Below are 15,864 nucleotides of genomic sequence, written 5' to 3'. Positions count from 1 at the left end.
CCCATATTCGGATGGCGCCGTCAGGCGTCGAAGTCGTCGTCCAGTGGTACCGGGATCGAGTGTTCGATGACATCGGCAGCGCGGGCCTGCATAGCGGCGATATCGGTGTCCATCCGGATATGCCGGGATGGATTGTTCGGCGGGGTCGGCCTCCGGAACCTCGTCCACGACGCGGGGCGTGCTGCGATCGGCGCGGCGTTCTTATCTGGCGCTTTCGAGCCGGGCCACCGCGTTGTCGGTGAGCCAGGAGACCTCGTCCTCGCTCATCGCCATTGCCGTGTACCCGACGCTGAGGTCCAGGCCACCAAGCCGCTCGTTGGCGATCACGAACAGCGACGGGCCGAATATGTCGATCGAAACGGCCCGGGTGACGTCCTCGAGCGTGTAGGCGCCGTAGCTGGTCTGAAGGCCGGACTCGCCTGCCGTGGTAACAGCGAGTCCGTCGATGCGCTGGTTGTTCTTGATTGTCGGGCCGGCTTCGTACCGATACACCTTCCATCCGGGAAGCTTCATGATCGAGGCGGACTCCTGGTCCTTGGCCAGCGCGGCGATCAGTTTGAACGAAGCGTCACGGGCGGTTGCCCAGAAGTCATCGGTTATCGGGTGCTTGGTACGCAGGATGTCGATGTAGCAACCGTAGATCCCGTGCGGCGGCGCGGGTTGACTGAGGCGACGGAGGTCGACCGTGGTCAACACGGTCATGGCGTCGAGCCGGTACCGCTCGCGTATGGCAAGCAGAAAGGCCGCCGTTATCGCACCGTGAAGCGTAGTTCTGTTGGCTTTGACGGCATCCCCGAGCGTTGCCGTTATGCCGGGCCCGAGGCGGCGCGCCAGTACTCGCGTTTCTTCCTTCGGATCGGGCACTGTCTGCTTGGGTAGCCGAATGGCCGGCGTATAGGTGGTCTTCTTGCCACTGCCGGACTTGCTGGGCAGGCCCGCCTCGATCGGCGGCGGCAGGGCAGTGTGGCGCGGGGGTTCCAGTTGCGCCTCGGCTGGATCGGCGAGGAATTCGAGCAGCTGGTGAGCGAGCATGTTGGCGGACTGGGCGTCGAGCGTCGCGTGATCGGCGCAGATGACGATGTGGTTGACGTCGGCATCGGGCGACTGCCGCACTAGCGTTATCCGCAGGCGCGGATGGTTGCCTTTCGGGATCGGTGTGCGGATGTCGGAGGCAAGAACCTGGCGCCAAGCGTCTGGGTCGGTGTCGTCGAGCACCTTCAACGGGATCTCCGTTGTGCCCTCGGTGTCGAACCAGGGCTGGCGATAGGCGAAGGGCGGCAGGCGTCCCCAGATAATCTTGCCGCCGCGGATGTGAGCGCGAAGGATGGGGTGCTGGGTCTGTAGCCAGGCGAGCGCGCGCCTCACCAGCGCCGGATCGAGGCGGCCGCGCACATGCAGCACCTGCACGGCGATCAGCCCGCCATGGGCATGCAAATGGTTGAGCAGTCGTTCCTGCTCGCCCAGCGGGCGCGTGTCGCCCAAGCCGTCCTCCCATGTTTTCGAGCACCATTTCGGGTCGCGATGGAATTGGCTAGTGTGGTTGCTGGATAAGGGATTCGAGTAATGAACGATATCGAACAACCGATAATCGAGTACATTTCCGGCATGGTGGTCGAAACCGGCGGAGTGCCGGTCGATCGCGAGACCCTTCTGCTTCAGGCCGGCGTGCTGGACTCGATCAATCTGGTAAAACTTGTGCGGTTTCTCGAGGAGCGATTCAAGATCAGCATCCCTGATACGGAGATACGGGAGGACCTGTTCGAATCGCCGGCGAACCTAGCCGCCTACGTTTCGCAGCGAGCGGCTCGGCTCGGCTAAAGCTCGCGCAGCCGGGTGCGGAGCAGCTTGCCGGCCGAGCTGCGCGGCAGTGCGTCGATGAACGCGATTTCGGCCGGTACTTTCTGAACCGAAAGCCTCTCGCGGGCATAGCGGATCAACTCGTCGGCCGACACATCTGCCCCTTTGACGACAAACGCGATCAGCCGATTGCCGTTGCGCGGATCTGGGAGACCCGTCACTGCGGCTTCGGCGACGGCGGGCAAGGTCATGAGCGTCTCCTCCACCTCGATGGGGTCGATCTTGTAGCCGGATACCTCGATCAGCTGCTTGCTGCGGCCACGGATGAAGATGCGACCTTCTTCATCGAGCGAGGCAAGATCGCCGGTCCTGAACCAGCCCTCATCGAACGCCTGAGCATTGGCCACGGCATCGCCGAGATAGCCCCGCATGAGCGAGGACGATCTTACTTCCATTTCGCCGACAGACGGGCCGAATTCGGTGTCGAAAGGAACGATGCGGACCCTGGCGTCGCCCGCCGGCTTGCCCACCGAGGCCCAGCTTGCGTCGGGATCGGCGGAGTCATTATGCGAGACCATGCTCGCCTCGGTCGAGCCGTAAGCCTGACGGAGGGGGACACCGAGGCGCTCGCGCACCGCTTCGAAGATCGGCCGCTTCAGCGCGACGCCGCCCGAGAAGGCCAGGCGCAGCCTGAGATCGAAACTGCCGGTCTGACCGGCGGCGATTTCGTACATTGCCGGAATGGCACCCATGACGGTGACGCGCTCGCGGACCATGGTGTCGAGCAGCTTCTTGCGCGAAAGCGCCAGCGGCAGGGGATCGCTCCAGTAGAGCGTCGTCGCACAACGGGCAACGGCTTCCGTAGCGCCCAGTATGAAGCCCAACGAGAAGTTGCCCGGCAGAATGTCGATAACAATATCGTCGGGCTGGAGGTCCCAGGCCGTGCTGCTTCGTTCACCATCAGCGATGAGCTCGGCATGGGTGTGTGGCACCACCTTGGGCAATCCGGTCGAGCCGGACGAGAAGAGGTAGAGCGCCGGTGTGTCGCCTGGCGGTTTCGGCAGCTGGGTGGTCGCACTTGCTTCGGGCAGGCTGCTCGTCAGGAACATGGGAACGCCGGGGGCCGCATCCGCGATCAGCATCTCGGCAGCAGCGGCAAGGCCGGGAGTTGAGATAACGGCCTCGAGTCCGGTCTTTTGCGTGAGCGTGGCAAGTTCGGATCGCGTGGCCGTCACACTCAGCGGCATCGCGATGGCGCCGATGGCGAAGAGCGCGTGGGAAGTTACGAATAGATCGGGTGAATTCGGCATCAGCAGGGCAACGGGATCACCGCTGTCGATGCCGTGTTCGATAAAGCCGGCGGCGAGTCGGCCGATCTGCTCGACCAAAGCGGCGTAGGGCGTAAATGCTTCGCCCTGCCGCAATCCGCTGGTGAGCGGTGCCCGCGCGGTCAGCGCGAGCAGATTGTCGTAGATCATCTCTACTCCGCAGGGTCCGCCCCCTCTGCCCGTAACGATAGGAGTGGGATGCGGCATCTACAAGGCGTCGGCGATCACGCCGGTAGGTCAGGCGGAGAACGCGGGTGTCGAACGATTCCGGTCCGTGGCGGATGGGGGAGCTTCGATCAGGCTCAGGATTCCGGATCGTCCGGATCGGCGAAACGTCGTGATGCGCCGGTGGTGGTCGGGTCGGCCGGGCTGTGGCGACATCGGAATCTCGGGATCGACTCGAGTTGTGCTCGGCTATCTGGTTTTGTCATCCCACATATTCGAAGACGCGCATAGCCGCGAGCGGGGCCGAAAAGTGCAGGTCGCCCGGTCGTTTCGGGGGCGCTGACGCGATCTGGCCCGCGCGAATCCGAAAATCACCTTCCCTCGATGGCGTGCCATCGACTAACGTATCGCTATATAGCGGCACATTGATTGACGGGAAGATAGCTGATGGAGATCGCAACGAAGTCGTTCTGGACGATGCGTCGAGTGGTGATCGTGACGCTGATCAGCATCGCGCTGGTGGCGATCACGATCGCCTCGCCGCATCTTTTCGCGGCCTCGGCCGGACCCCGGGATTCGCACAGCCCCGGAGGCGGCGGTGGCTACGGATCGGGAGCGCGCCCCAATAGCACCGACCACAGCCAGCGCAACAGCGGTTACGGATACGGAGTGCGCTCCAAGAGCGACAGTCACGATCAGTACCGCCGCAACGACAACCCCTGCCAGTACACCCCGACGGGGACCTGCGGAGCGCGCTGATAACGGGTCCACGCCTTCACCGTAGCGGGCGTCTCATGGGACGGCATCCGGCGCAGGGGAACTCGCTTCGGCGGCCGGACCACTGGTCAACCGACGCGGAAGCGCGAACACTCCCGCGGCGACGGCGATCAGAATGCCGATGGCCCACCACAGGGTTCGCGCGAAGGTGCGAGACATGTTGTGCGCGTTGGCTTCCAGTCCCGCCTTCGTGAGCGTTTGCCGAAGTGTTTCGGATGATTGTTGTCCGGAGCGGGGTCGACAGCTGGACGGTACGGCGGTGGGATCCGTTGCGGCGGAGCGATCGTGCACGCAGGCACGGAACTGGGTGAGTATCTGGTCCTGAGCGGTGGCCGGGATGTCCAGGTCGGTGAGTCGCTGCTGGAGGCCGGGGATAGCCGCGGCGGTGCCGTGGGCGGCGGAGGTGTCGAGTTGGGTGAAGAAGAACACCCCGGCCAGCGCGACACCGAGCGCCATGCCGACCTGTTGGATGGTCGACAGCTGTCCCGACGCGGACCCGGCGTCGTGGGCGGGAACCCCGGACAGGATCAGGTCGACAGTGGGCGCGACGAAAAGTCCGAAGCCGAATCCACTGATCGCCAGCGGTGTGAACATCTGCGCGGAGGTGATGGCGGAGCCGTAGTGCGCGGCGAGATACAGGTACAGACCGAATCCGGCGGCATTGATCATCGCGCCCGCGAACAGCACCATGCGCCCGTAGCGCGGCACGAACACCGCCACACTGGTTCCCGCCCCCGCGGCGGCGGCGATCGCGAACGGCGAAGCGCTGAGCCCGGCCCGCAGCGGGGTCCAGCCGAGTCCGGCTTGCAGGTATAGCGTCCACACCAGGAAGTAGCCGCCGAGGGCGATCCAGAACAACAGCCACACGGCCATACCGGCACTGAATGTGCGCTGCCGGAACAGATTCAGCACCACCAGCGGCGATCCGACCGTCTCGCTCCGGTGCCGCTCATAGGCGACGAATACCGCGAGGACCAGTCCGGCGGCGGCCATAAGTGCGAAGGTCCAGACCGGCCAGCCGAGAGCGCGGCCCTCGGTCAGTGGATACGCCAGCAGCAGTACCGCGCCGATCGCGAGGACGGTGCCGATCGGATCCAATCGATCCGCCGTGGCCGAGCGAGACTGTCGCACCAGCATCATGGCCGCAGGAATGGCCAGCATCCCGACGGGCACATTGACGAGGAAGATCGGCCGCCACGCCCAGCCGAAAACGTCGGCCTGCACCAGGATTCCGCCCACGATCAATCCGGCCACCGAAGCCGAACCGAGTACACCGCCCCAGATGCCCAGCACCTTCCCGCGTTCGGCGGCCGGGAACGACACGTGCATGATCGCGAGGATCTGCGGGATCATCAGCCCCGCCGTCGCGCCCTGGACTATTCGCGCGGCGATCAGCCACCCCGGGCCCGGAGCGATTCCGCAGGCCAGCGATGCGAGGGTGAACAGGGTCAGGCCGGCAAGCAGGACGGTTTTGCGCCCGAACAGGTCGCCGAGTCGGCCGCCGGTGATCAGCGTGGCCGCGAATCCGAGCAGATAACCCGACACCACCCACTCCAGATCCGCGTAGGGTGCGTTCAGGTCGCTTTGGATCGTCGGCAGTGCCACATTCACGATCGTCACATCGAGTAGGTCCATGAACCCGGCCACGAGCAATACCACCAATGCGAGCCAGCGCCGCCGATCCGGCGTCGGCACCATGGCTGCCCGGGGCGGGCGCAGGTCGGATGTCTTGTGCATCGGTTCGCCCCTCTGTCCGAGATGGATCCGCGGGCGTGTCATGTCACCGCGGTTTCGGCCGTCATAGATATGACGGAGCACAACCCGTCGACATGACACGCGGATCGGACGGAAGGAGACCGCCGATGACCGAGGAGAGCCAGTGGCTCGCGCAGCGCTTCGAAGATCACCGCGCTCACCTCAGCGCGGTCGCCTATCGCATGCTCGGGTCGGCCAGTGATGCCGACGACGCCGTTCAACAGGCATGGCTGCGGCTCGACCGCGCGGATACCGAAGGTGTGCGCAACCTGCGCAACTGGTTGACCGCAGTCGTCGCCCACATCTGCCTGGACATGTTGCGCGCACGCAAAGCCCGCCGCGAAGATTCGGTCGGCGCGCTACCGACCGATCTGCCCGCCGTTCCCGCGGACACCATGGATCCCGAACAAGAGGCCGTCATGGCGGACTCGGTCGGGCTCGCGCTGCTGGTCGTGCTCGACACCCTTACCCCCGCCGAGCGGCTGACTTTCGTCTTACACGACCTGTTCGATCTGCCTTATGCCGAACTCGCGCCCATCCTCGGCCGCACCCCCGCCGCGGCCGCGCAACTCGCCGCCCGTGCCCGACGCCGCGTCCGTGGTGCAGGCGCTGCCGCGACCAGCCGCAGCGCCGACGAACGGGTGGTCGTCGAGGCCTTCTTGCAGGCGGCGCATGCCGGTGACTTCGATGCGCTGATAGCCGTACTCGACCCGGACGTCGAACTCCATGCGGACGCCGTCGCCGCACCGAGCGGACGCCCGATCCGCATGCGTGGTGCCCGTCCCGTCACGTCCAGCGCTTTGATGTTCTCCACTCGGGCTCGCTATACCCGTCCCGCCCTCATCGATGGCCACATGGGACTGGTCGTCGCACCCCATGGAAACCTGGAGTGCCTCCTCGCCTTCACCATCACCGACCACCGCATAACCACCATCGACATCATCGCCGACCCGGATCGCCTCGCTCACATCTCGCTGGCCGTTCCCGGGGACACGGAGCGGCCGGGGGGCGAAGGCTAGGAACGGCTTTCGCGGACGAGGTGCGGAGCGCAAGTCCGTCGAGCGGTCGTTCGCGTCCGAATCGCCTCGGCGACTTCAGCAATCGCGGTGCGAATCATTGCCCCGTAACCGCCATTGCCGAGCGCGTCCACACATCCTTGCGCCGCCTCGATCTCGCGCTGCGCCGCATCGAATGAACCGAGCCGCCGATAGTTGTCCGCCAAATTCAAATGCAGCGATGGGTAGAAACCCCGCACGTCCAGATTCGCATCGTGTCGGTGCAACCGCTCGTCGGTGAGACTGTCCGCCGCGTCGAGTGACCGAATATCCCAGCAAAGCGACTGTGCCGCATCGTCATACAGGTCGGCGAGATAATGCGCCAACGTGCACCGATGCAATGGATCACCCTGCGGACCGAGCGCCGCCCATATCCCGAGCAGTGCCTCGCGCGCGAGCTCGGGCGAACCTGTTCGCCCGAGCTCGACCGCCTGAACGATGGCGGCCATGGTTTCACCGGGAGCATTCATGCGCCGTACTCCTTCGAATCGGTAATGGCAGTAGGCATTACGAGTGTGGTCAGCTCACCGTCCGTCGCGGAACGAACTACCACCGGTGTGTCGGTCGCCGTGATGTCGAGCATGATTTCCGGACCGATCGCACTCACCAATGCGGGCCGTAATGTCTTGGGGGAGAAGGCAAGTTCGATGTCCGGCCCAGTGACCGCCGCCGGGATGCGCCTTCGCCCGCTCAGCGGATCGGTATGGCTGGGTGAGTCGTGCCCGAGTTGCCGATCGCAAGTCACGAACAACCCGGACCCATCGACGGAGCACACGACCGGCGCGGCGGCGCCTTCGTCCAGCGCGGTGAGCAACACATCACGCCTCACCACCACCCGCGTCCGAACCGCACCCAGCCCAGCCAGCATCGCCCGATAGTCCGGAAACACCGCATCGATGATCCCGCACCGACGCTCGGAGCCATCGCCGGTGAAGACCAGCCCAGCGTCGGTGGCACGCACGGACACCTCAGCCGATCCCCGCAGCCAGGAACCGATTACACCCAACTCGCCCGCATCGACAACCACCGACCACGCCCCACCGCTCGGCCGCACCGGCACCATCGCCCGCGTCGACAGTCGATACCGATCCGTGGCCGTCAACGTCACCGAATCGGCATTCGACTCCATCAAAACCCCAGCCAGCACCGGTATTTCGCGATCACGAGCCGCCGCTGCCCGCACCTGCTCGATGGCCGCCGCCAACACCGCTGCGGACAACACCACGCCCGCCCCGATCTCCGCCTTGATCACCCGCGCAACCGCCGCGGCCTCCCGAGCCCGCTGTGCCAACTCCGCCACATGCTCGTCGAGTAGCCGCTGCGCCCGCGCCCCATCCCCGTTCAAAATCTCCGAAACAACCTCCAGCGGCATCCCGATTCCTCGCAGCCGCCGAATCATCACCCCTCGGTCGACCTGTGCCTTGCTGTAGTACCGATATCCGGTCACCGCATCCACGCGAACCGGAACCAGCAGCCCGCAGTCGTCGTAAAACCGCAGCGCACTTGGCGTGAGCCCGCAGTCCCGCGCCAGTCCGCCGATCGTGATCAACCCATCGCCCGCCACCCGCTCATCATGGAGTCTCACGTAACTCGAAGGTCAAATGGCGGTATGCGATCAGGACCGGTGCACCGGTCCATGCGCCTCCGCGCAGTGCGCATCGTCGGCGGAGATCGTCTGGTCCGACGAGTGGTCCACCTGCAAGGTCGTATGTTCCAAAGCGAATTCGTCGTGCAGCGTCCGCTCGATCGTCGAACGAATCGCATGGCAGTCGGCGGCGTCGTCGACGAGGATATGCGCCGACAGCGACGACTGTCCGGAGGTGATCTGCCAGACGTGCAGGTCGTGGACCTCGGTCACCTGCCGGATCGCGACGATACGCGCACCGATGGCGTCCGGATTCAGATGGGCGGGTGCGGCCTCCAGGAAGATCCGGCCCGATTCCCGAACCAAAGACCAGCCCGCCTTGATCATCAATGCCGCGACGACCAACGCCGCGATCGCATCGGCACGGGCGAATCCGGCCAGCCATACCACCGCGCCCGCGATGGCGGTCCCGATGAAGGCATACAGGTCATTGAGGATGTGCTGGAACGCGCCCTCGACATTCAGACTGGTCCGGTTGGCGCGACTGATGCTCCACGCGGCGGCGATATTGACGACGATCCCGATCAAGGCCGTGATCAACACCAGTGGGCCCGCGACATCCGGCGGATTGATCAGCCGATTGATGCCCTCGTACACGAACCACGCCGCGAGCAGCAGCAGAGTAATCCCATTGGCCTGCGCCGAAAGGATCTCGACCCGCTTGAACCCGTAGGTGTATCGCCCCTGCGCCGGACGTCGAGCCAACCGGATCGCGATCATCGCGAGCACGATCGAGGCGGCATCGGTGAGCATGTGTGCGGCATCGGAGATCAGCGCGAGCGAATGCGCCAACACGCCGACGACCACCTCGGCCAGCATGAACGCGACGATCAACGCGAGTGCTATGGCCAGCCAGCGCGGATTCGAGTCCGCCGAGACACCGTGGTCGTGGCTATGGCCGTGTTTGTCCGAATGGTCGCCGTGTTTGCTCGAATGGTCGCAGTGCGCGTGGTCATGCGAGTGATCATGATCCATGTGCTCAGCCTCGCCGACCACCGCTGCGGACCGCTTCGGCGACACGCACTGCTCGCCCATAGTCGAACGCTCCTTTCCGCTTCACATTGCTGCCGTCCGATAGCGTAGCCGATCTTGCACTCATGCGCATGTATGAATATGGCTCACCGCACAAAGGTCCGATCAACAGTGGCGAATTCGTGATCATTCGGACCGACCGGCCCGACTACTATGCGGACTGCACCTCTCGGTGATCAACAACGCGGTATCCGGCGGTGCGGACCTGGATGGGTTGGTCCGATGGTGAATGCAGAGGGGATGCGATGGACAGGCCGGCGTGGGCGCCCGAGGGCGTGGACATGCAGCAGGCGAGCCCGGCACGGATGTACGACGCGCTGCTGGGTGGCTCACACAACTTCGAGATCGATCGCAAGGCCGCCGAGGCGGGCAGACGACTGGTGCCCGACCTGCCCCGCCTGGCGCTGAGCAACCGCGCCTTCCTGCGTCGCGCCGTCCGGTTCATGGTCGACCAAGGGGTGCGTCAGTTCCTCGATATCGGTTCGGGCATTCCGACCGTGGGCAATGTGCACGAGGTCGCGCAGTCGGTGGACCCGGAGATTCGCGTGCTGTACGCCGATATCGATCCGGTCGCGGTCGCGCACGCCCGCGTGATTCTGGTGGACAACGGCAAGTCCGCGGCCATCGAAGCGGATCTGCGCAAGCCCGACGAGCTGCTCGCGCGAGTCCGCGAGAACGGCCTCATCGATTTCGCCCAACCGGTCGGGGTGCTGCTGGTGGCGGTGCTGCACCTGCTCTCCGACGAGGACCAGCCGGTCGAAAAGGTTTCCGCCGTGCGTGCGGCCGTCCCCGGCGGAAGTTATGTCGCGATCTCGCACCTGACATCGGAGCTACGCCCCGAGGATGCGGGCAAGCTCGGTCGCAATGCGGCCGATGTGACGCGCGTCGGCATCCACTTCCGCTCGAAGGACGCCATCGCCGCGATGTTCCAAGGGTGGGAGCCGGTCGAGCCCGGCGTCGTCGAATTACCCACTTGGCGGCCGGAATCCGACCGCGACCTACATGAGACGCCGGGCCGATCGCTCGGCCTGGCGGGCGTCGGCCGTAAGGTCTGACCGGAGCGGTGGCAGGGGTTCGTGTGGGGATCCGTGAGCTGGCGGTTCGATGGGCGGATGCGCTCGACGGTGCCGTCGCTCCGGTACTCACTCGAAGCCAAATCGAAACTCTGCTAGCGGAACTCGCCGATGTGCTGGTCGCGGCGGTGCGCGGCACACGGGAGGCCGCGGTCGGGCAGGACGCCGCCGCCGTACTCTTCGCGGCGAACTACCGTGACCAGATTGCCGTCAGCCATTCGGTCCTGGTCATCTGCCGGGATATGGTTCGTGAAATCTGCCCCACCGGAACCGAATCCGATTTCGAGGCTGTTCGCGAGCGTGCGATAGTTGTCGCTGCTGAGTTCGCCGCGGGCTTCACCTCAGCGCTGCGGAACGCGGCATTAGGGGAGCAGGAAACCACACTCGCAGCGGCATTTTCGGCCGCGCAGGAGGCCGAGGTGCGAAGGCAGTTGTCGGAGGCCAGGTTCGAAGCGGTCTTCGCGGGAGCATCGGTTGGTATCGGGACGGTCGACGTCACCGGCCGGGTGCTGGAGGTGAACGCGGCCATGGCCGATATGCTCGGCCTACCTGCGGCGATGGTCCCCGGACGGTCGGTCGCCGAATTGCTCGGTCCCGCGAATATCGGTGACGCCTATGCCAATTTGGAGCACCTACTCAGCGGTCGGACCGACCGCTTCCGCCTCGAAACCGACCATCTCCGACGCGACGGCACCATCACCAGCATCGACCTGTCCATGTCCGCGGTCCGCGACAGCAGTGGGCGGGTCCGCTTTCTGATCGGTGTCGCCGTCGATGTCACCGAACGCAAACAGCTCGCCGACCGGCTGTGGCACGACGCCAACCACGACAGTCTGACCGGCCTGCCCAACCGTGTGCTTTTTTTCGACCGATTGGCGAGTGCCGTTCCGCCAGTTGGTGTTTGCTATCTGGACCTCGATGGGTTCAAGGAAGTGAACGATGTGTGGGGGCATACGGTAGGGGACCGGGTGCTGCGCGACGTCGCCCAGCGTCTTCGTGCATCCGTCGAATCCGTCGGCGGACTGGTCGCGCGAATCGGTGGCGACGAATTCATCGTACTCGTCGAAAAGTGCACGGGCGCACAACAATTGGAAACAATGTCGGCACTGCTGCGCGATGGGCTCGCCACCCCGATTCAGGTGGCCGGGCGGCCGGTGGTCGTCGGCGCGAGTATCGGAACGGTTTTCGCCGAAGACCGCCCCACCGATATCGACGAGATGATGCACGCCGTCGATACCGCGATGTACCGCAACAAGGCCACAGGAGGACGCCGCCTCCGGCACGAATTGTCCTAGCCGCCAACGGAAGGTCACGATGTTCTCGATATCCCTCGATGCGGATGGCGCCGAGCTGCGTCCACTCGAACCGCGGCATGCCGCGGAGCTTCTGGAACATATGGACCGAGGCCGGGAGTCCATCGGGCAATACATCAAAGTTCCGGACGCCGTGACGGATCTGGAGTCGAGTCGCGCCTATCTACGCGAGTACGCGGAGAAAGCGGCGGCCGATGCCGGACGGATCTATGGCATCTGGTTGGACGGCAAGTTGGTCGGCAGCGTGCTGTTCCGGACGATGGACCTCGCGCTCGGCATCGCCGAGGCCGGGTGTTGGCTCGAGCCCTCGGCCGCGGGCCGTGGCCTGGCGACCCTGGCCGCCCGTGTGATCATCGACTGGGCGATCCGGGAGCGCGGCATCCACCGCGTGGAGTGGCTGGTCGCATCGCCGAATCACGCCAGCATCGCCGTGGCGCGACGGTTGGGAATGACCAGAGACGGTGTGCTGCGCGAGTTCTACCCGCACCGGGGGCGGCGGCTCGATGTGGAGGTCTGGTCAGTGCTGGCCCCGGAGTGGCGGGCGGCCCGCGGCCAGGCCCATGGTGCTGGTCCCGGCCAGCGCCACCACCGCCCCGTGCTCGCTGATGAGCCACCGTCCGCAGATACAGCGCAGGTAGCTGGTGGAGCCGTGTGACGACACGAGGGTGGGGGATGACCAGGAGCAAGACGGGCAGGTAGCGATCATGCCTTCAGCCTGATGTAATGACCTAGTGCATTTCAACCCTTACGGAGGTGCGGCGGCCGAGCTCGCCGCGCGACTGGTGAACGCGCAACCGCGGCACGATCTGCTGCGACTGCTCGCCGAAGCCGGATACAAGCCGCTCGGCACCCTCGATGCCCGGCAGACCGCCGAGCTGCGTCGCTGGATTTCGCGGCTCGACGAGGTCTTCACCGAACCCACCGTCGACCTGGTCAACGCACTGTTGGCCGAGACGACGAGCCAGCCCTATATCTCCACCCACGACGGCCGCGCACCACACCTGCACTATGCCCGCGAGGATGCCCCGATCGACGAGCGCGTCAAGGCGTACACCGCTGCCGGGCTCGCGGAGCTCTTCTGTGCGGATCCCGGTCGCATCGGGCGTTGCGCTCGCGCGGGGTGCGGCTGGGTCTTCGTCGATACGTCCCGCAATGGTCGGCGCCGGTTCTGCTCGACGCGCTGTTCGAATCGGGTTCATGTGGCCGAACATCGAGCGCGGACCGCTTGAAAGCACCGGCGCGGAACCGGATTCCGGCACGCCGTCCAGCGGTATACCTGCTCATACCGCGATTCAATTGACATCGGTGTTCTCCAAGCACGGCGCGGGATCAGCCCGCAAGCGTGACCGGCAAGGTGACCAATCCATGTGCGCGCCAGGACGGGCGGAATTCCAGCTCGGACTCCGGAATCGACAATCGCGCATGCGGGTATCGCACGAACAGCCCCGGAACTACGGCGTCGACAATCAGATCGGCAACAGGTGCGCCGAGACAGTAGTGCGGTCCGCGGCCGAACATCAGGCTCGGTCGGCCGTCGCGCGCCGGGTCCGAATCCGCACCGAACAGCGAGAGCAAGACGGTGTCACCCCTGGGAATCGGGTGCTCGCCGATCGTCATGTCCTCGATCGCGAAGCGCCGGATCGCGAACGGCAACGGATTGGCCTTCTCCATCACCGTGCCCCGCCGCGCCGACCAGTCCTCGATGGTTGCCAGCGGGTCATCCGATGCCAGCAGTGCCGCAAAGATATTGCCGCACAAATGAACCGCATTCTCCAGTCCGGCCAGCATCATCAGAAAGGCCAGCGAAACCAACTCATCCTCGGACAGGATGTCCGCGTCATCACCCGCCCGCACCCACCCGCTGATCAGATCATCGCCCGGCTCGTTGCGCTTGGCCCGCACCAGGTTCGTGAATGTCCCGGCAAGCCATTCGACGGCCTGCACCAGACGGATCGCGGACTCCTGCGACGAGGCATCGAATGTCACCATCGCGGTAGCGGCATCGCGGAGCTCGCCGTGCTGATCTGCAGGTACGCCGAGCAGTTCGCCGATCACGAGCGCGGGGACCGGAACGCAGAGTTTGTCCAGCAGATCGACGGTGCCGCTGGCATTTTCGCTCAACGATCGAAACATCGCCGCGCTGATCCGCTGAACCAGCTCCCGAAGTGAATCGGCCGACCCGCGCGAGAAGGCGGGCGCGGCGAGTCGCCGAAGCCGACCATGTTCGCCCCCATCCATATTCAGCAGGTTCCGATCCAACGCGGGCGGCAACGAGAACCCCGAATATCCACCCCCCGAGTGGCGCTTGTCCACACTCAGCCGGACATCATTCAACAGCGCGGCCACCGCGCGGTATCCGCTGACCACCCAAACCTGTTGTCCGCCTGAAAGTTCGGCCTTGCGAACCGCCCCACGCCGAGCACCGTGCTCGCGCCACCGAGTTCGACCGGAGGTTCCAATCGGACACCTATCCACCACAACTCCTCACTGCCGCCCACCTCCGAGGATATTGCGCCGGATAAGCCTGGACCTTTCGCCCCAGGCACCCGCTCCGTCATCGAAACATCGAATCGCCTGCTACGAAGCGGAAATGATCCCGCTGTAGATACCCCAGGCCCGCCCCTTGGACTTGCAACTGAAACTGCCATGGAATCCGGACTCGCACCGCGCCCCGGCATGCTCGATATACGAGCCCCAGGTGCCGTCGCCGGTCTTCACGTCCACCAGTTGCGGATTACCTCCCGGCAAGGTGTGCGTTCCGACGGCAAAGGTCGGATGCGCGGGCAACCACGACTGGTCGATCACTATGTCGCGCACCGGAATAAGAATCGGCAAGAAGCTGTACTGAACCTGCGCTTGACTCGTGAAATCGCATCCAACGGTGCCATCGCCCGCGATCGAGCAGTTCATATACCCGGACGAGAAGTACACCGTATCCCCATCATCGGCCTGCGCCGCCCCCGCGAACAACACCGGCACCAACCCCAGCACCGCCAACACTCCGACAACTCGTCTCACGATGTGTCGCATGCAAACTCCTCAACGATGTCGATAGTGCAGAATCCGAACCGACCTTTCTGTCGACCCCACCCGAATATTCGTTTCAACCAGCACCGCAGACGGGGCCCGCTCGTCGATTGCCGCGCGTCGGCGAACCCGTCGATGCGCATGGCTGCTCGATGGGCAGTGGCGGTCCTTTCGTCAAGGCGAGATCGTCCCGGTCGGCCACTGCAACGGCTGCGCCGGATTCACCGCACGGCTTCTTGTCGAGGCGTGGTTGGTCGTAGCCGATGGGGGTGCCGTCGGCGCCGAATTCGAGGCCGGCGAAGCCGGTGGGGTAGGTGGAGGCTTCGTAGAGGAAGCGGATTACGGTGCCGTCGGGGCGCTGATGTCGAGGGCGGCGCCGTAGGGGCCGCGGTCGTGGATTTCGCCGTGCGGTGTGCCGAGGTTGTCGGCGCGTTCGATCAGTTCGGTGAAGGTATCGGGGGAATCGACTCGGAGGGCGAAGGCGTCGAAGTCATCGAGGTGGGGGTGGCTGGCGCAATAGGCACGTTCGCGAAGGCCGATGTGCAGGTCGGCGTTCGGTTCGAGTAGGACTACGCCGCGGACGGCGCCTTCTTCGTAGAACTCGAAGACGGGTACCAGGTCCAGGAGTTGGCGGTACCAGGCGACGCTCTTCACGAGGTTGGTGACGGGGAGTTCGAACTGGCGGATCTTGTTGATTCCGAGCGGCATCGGCGGGGTCCTCCGCGTCGACGGCGGATGGGATAACGCTACTCGGTGCGGCGATGTGTGGGCCATCGATCAGTCGTCCCCGCAGGTCGTGGATCCCCGCGCCACCGGCTGTGGCCGGATTGTTATGGCAAACAACAAATATCTTTGCGAAACGGCTGTGCTTCGGGTCACAGTGGAATATGTTGCATC

The 15,864-nt window shown here is 64.9% G+C and carries 16 protein-coding genes; 7 read left to right on the top strand and 9 right to left on the bottom strand.

Annotated elements, in window-relative coordinates; translation table 11 throughout:
• Nucleotides 1-201: 201 nt before the first annotated feature.
• Nucleotides 202-1,482, bottom strand: a complete 1,281-nt coding sequence (locus AB0L58_RS26145; RefSeq protein WP_364390359.1) for a hypothetical protein — start codon at nt 1,480-1,482, stop codon at nt 202-204.
• Between the two features lie 81 nt (nt 1,483-1,563).
• Here AB0L58_RS26145 and AB0L58_RS26140 point away from each other — a divergent pair, with 81 nt between their 5' ends.
• Nucleotides 1,564-1,818 carry an acyl carrier protein gene (locus AB0L58_RS26140; RefSeq protein ID WP_364390357.1) on the top strand — a complete coding sequence of 85 codons (255 nt, stop codon included), beginning with the start codon at nt 1,564-1,566 and terminating at the stop codon, nt 1,816-1,818.
• Here AB0L58_RS26140 and AB0L58_RS26135 read toward each other — a convergent pair.
• Nucleotides 1,815-3,275, bottom strand: a complete 1,461-nt coding sequence (locus AB0L58_RS26135; RefSeq protein WP_364390355.1) for a class I adenylate-forming enzyme family protein — start codon at nt 3,273-3,275, stop codon at nt 1,815-1,817. The genes AB0L58_RS26140 and AB0L58_RS26135 overlap by 4 nt on opposite strands.
• 462 nt (nt 3,276-3,737) lie before the next feature.
• Here AB0L58_RS26135 and AB0L58_RS26130 point away from each other — a divergent pair, with 462 nt between their 5' ends.
• The gene (locus AB0L58_RS26130; RefSeq protein ID WP_364390353.1) at nt 3,738-4,049 is read left to right on the top strand and encodes a hypothetical protein; all 312 of its coding nucleotides are present in this window, start codon (nt 3,738-3,740) and stop codon (nt 4,047-4,049) included.
• Nucleotides 4,050-4,082: 33 nt separating this feature from the next.
• Here the strand turns inward: AB0L58_RS26130 and AB0L58_RS26125 are convergent, their stop codons facing one another.
• Nucleotides 4,083-5,804, bottom strand: a complete 1,722-nt coding sequence (locus tag AB0L58_RS26125) for an MFS transporter (RefSeq protein ID WP_364390352.1) — start codon at nt 5,802-5,804, stop codon at nt 4,083-4,085.
• Between the two features lie 125 nt (nt 5,805-5,929).
• On the opposite strand from AB0L58_RS26125, the gene AB0L58_RS26120 reads away from it, so the two are divergent.
• Nucleotides 5,930-6,841: a sigma-70 family RNA polymerase sigma factor gene (locus AB0L58_RS26120; RefSeq protein WP_364390350.1), complete on the top strand. Its 912-nt coding sequence runs from the start codon at nt 5,930-5,932 to the stop codon at nt 6,839-6,841.
• Here AB0L58_RS26120 and AB0L58_RS26115 read toward each other — a convergent pair.
• The 3 genes from AB0L58_RS26115 to AB0L58_RS26105 are packed head-to-tail and all read right to left on the bottom strand — an operon-like array spanning nt 6,838 to nt 9,497.
• Nucleotides 6,838-7,347: a hypothetical protein gene (locus AB0L58_RS26115; protein ID WP_364390349.1), complete on the bottom strand. Its 510-nt coding sequence runs from the start codon at nt 7,345-7,347 to the stop codon at nt 6,838-6,840. The two genes, AB0L58_RS26120 and AB0L58_RS26115, sit on opposite strands and share 4 nt — an antisense overlap.
• Nucleotides 7,344-8,462: a MerR family transcriptional regulator gene (locus AB0L58_RS26110; RefSeq protein ID WP_364390348.1), complete on the bottom strand. Its 1,119-nt coding sequence runs from the start codon at nt 8,460-8,462 to the stop codon at nt 7,344-7,346. The genes AB0L58_RS26115 and AB0L58_RS26110 overlap by 4 nt, the downstream gene beginning before the upstream one ends.
• A gap of 30 nt (nt 8,463-8,492) precedes the next feature.
• Nucleotides 8,493-9,497 carry a cation diffusion facilitator family transporter gene (locus AB0L58_RS26105; protein WP_364390346.1) on the bottom strand — a complete coding sequence of 335 codons (1,005 nt, stop codon included), beginning with the start codon at nt 9,495-9,497 and terminating at the stop codon, nt 8,493-8,495.
• A gap of 302 nt (nt 9,498-9,799) precedes the next feature.
• Between AB0L58_RS26105 and AB0L58_RS26100 the strand changes: the two genes are divergently transcribed.
• From AB0L58_RS26100 to AB0L58_RS26085, 4 genes are all read left to right on the top strand, one after another.
• Nucleotides 9,800-10,609 carry an SAM-dependent methyltransferase gene (locus AB0L58_RS26100; RefSeq protein WP_364390345.1) on the top strand — a complete coding sequence of 270 codons (810 nt, stop codon included), beginning with the start codon at nt 9,800-9,802 and terminating at the stop codon, nt 10,607-10,609.
• A gap of 23 nt (nt 10,610-10,632) precedes the next feature.
• On the top strand, nt 10,633-11,922 hold the full coding sequence (locus AB0L58_RS26095) for a sensor domain-containing diguanylate cyclase (RefSeq protein ID WP_364390343.1): 1,290 nt from the start codon (nt 10,633-10,635) through the stop codon (nt 11,920-11,922).
• 19 nt (nt 11,923-11,941) lie between these two features.
• The gene (locus AB0L58_RS26090) at nt 11,942-12,595 is read left to right on the top strand and encodes a GNAT family protein (RefSeq protein ID WP_364390342.1); all 654 of its coding nucleotides are present in this window, start codon (nt 11,942-11,944) and stop codon (nt 12,593-12,595) included.
• A gap of 76 nt (nt 12,596-12,671) precedes the next feature.
• Nucleotides 12,672-13,169 carry a CGNR zinc finger domain-containing protein gene (locus AB0L58_RS26085; protein ID WP_364390341.1) on the top strand — a complete coding sequence of 166 codons (498 nt, stop codon included), beginning with the start codon at nt 12,672-12,674 and terminating at the stop codon, nt 13,167-13,169.
• 100 nt (nt 13,170-13,269) lie between these two features.
• Here AB0L58_RS26085 and AB0L58_RS26080 read toward each other — a convergent pair whose 3' ends face one another.
• The 3 genes from AB0L58_RS26080 to AB0L58_RS26070 form a co-directional block, all read right to left on the bottom strand.
• Nucleotides 13,270-14,061 carry a hypothetical protein gene (locus AB0L58_RS26080; protein ID WP_364390340.1) on the bottom strand — a complete coding sequence of 264 codons (792 nt, stop codon included), beginning with the start codon at nt 14,059-14,061 and terminating at the stop codon, nt 13,270-13,272.
• Nucleotides 14,062-14,517: 456 nt separating this feature from the next.
• Nucleotides 14,518-14,970, bottom strand: a complete 453-nt coding sequence (locus AB0L58_RS26075) for a hypothetical protein (protein WP_364390338.1) — start codon at nt 14,968-14,970, stop codon at nt 14,518-14,520.
• 336 nt (nt 14,971-15,306) lie between these two features.
• Nucleotides 15,307-15,675, bottom strand: coding sequence for a VOC family protein (locus AB0L58_RS26070; RefSeq protein ID WP_364390337.1), 369 nt, complete (start codon nt 15,673-15,675; stop codon nt 15,307-15,309).
• Between the last annotated feature and the right edge of the window lie 189 nt (nt 15,676-15,864).

Origin of the sequence: Nocardia sp. NPDC052112 (assembly GCF_040680135.1) — a bacterium.
Classification (GTDB): domain Bacteria; phylum Actinomycetota; class Actinomycetes; order Mycobacteriales; family Mycobacteriaceae; genus Nocardia.
This window is presented reverse-complemented; position numbering and strand designations above follow the sequence as displayed.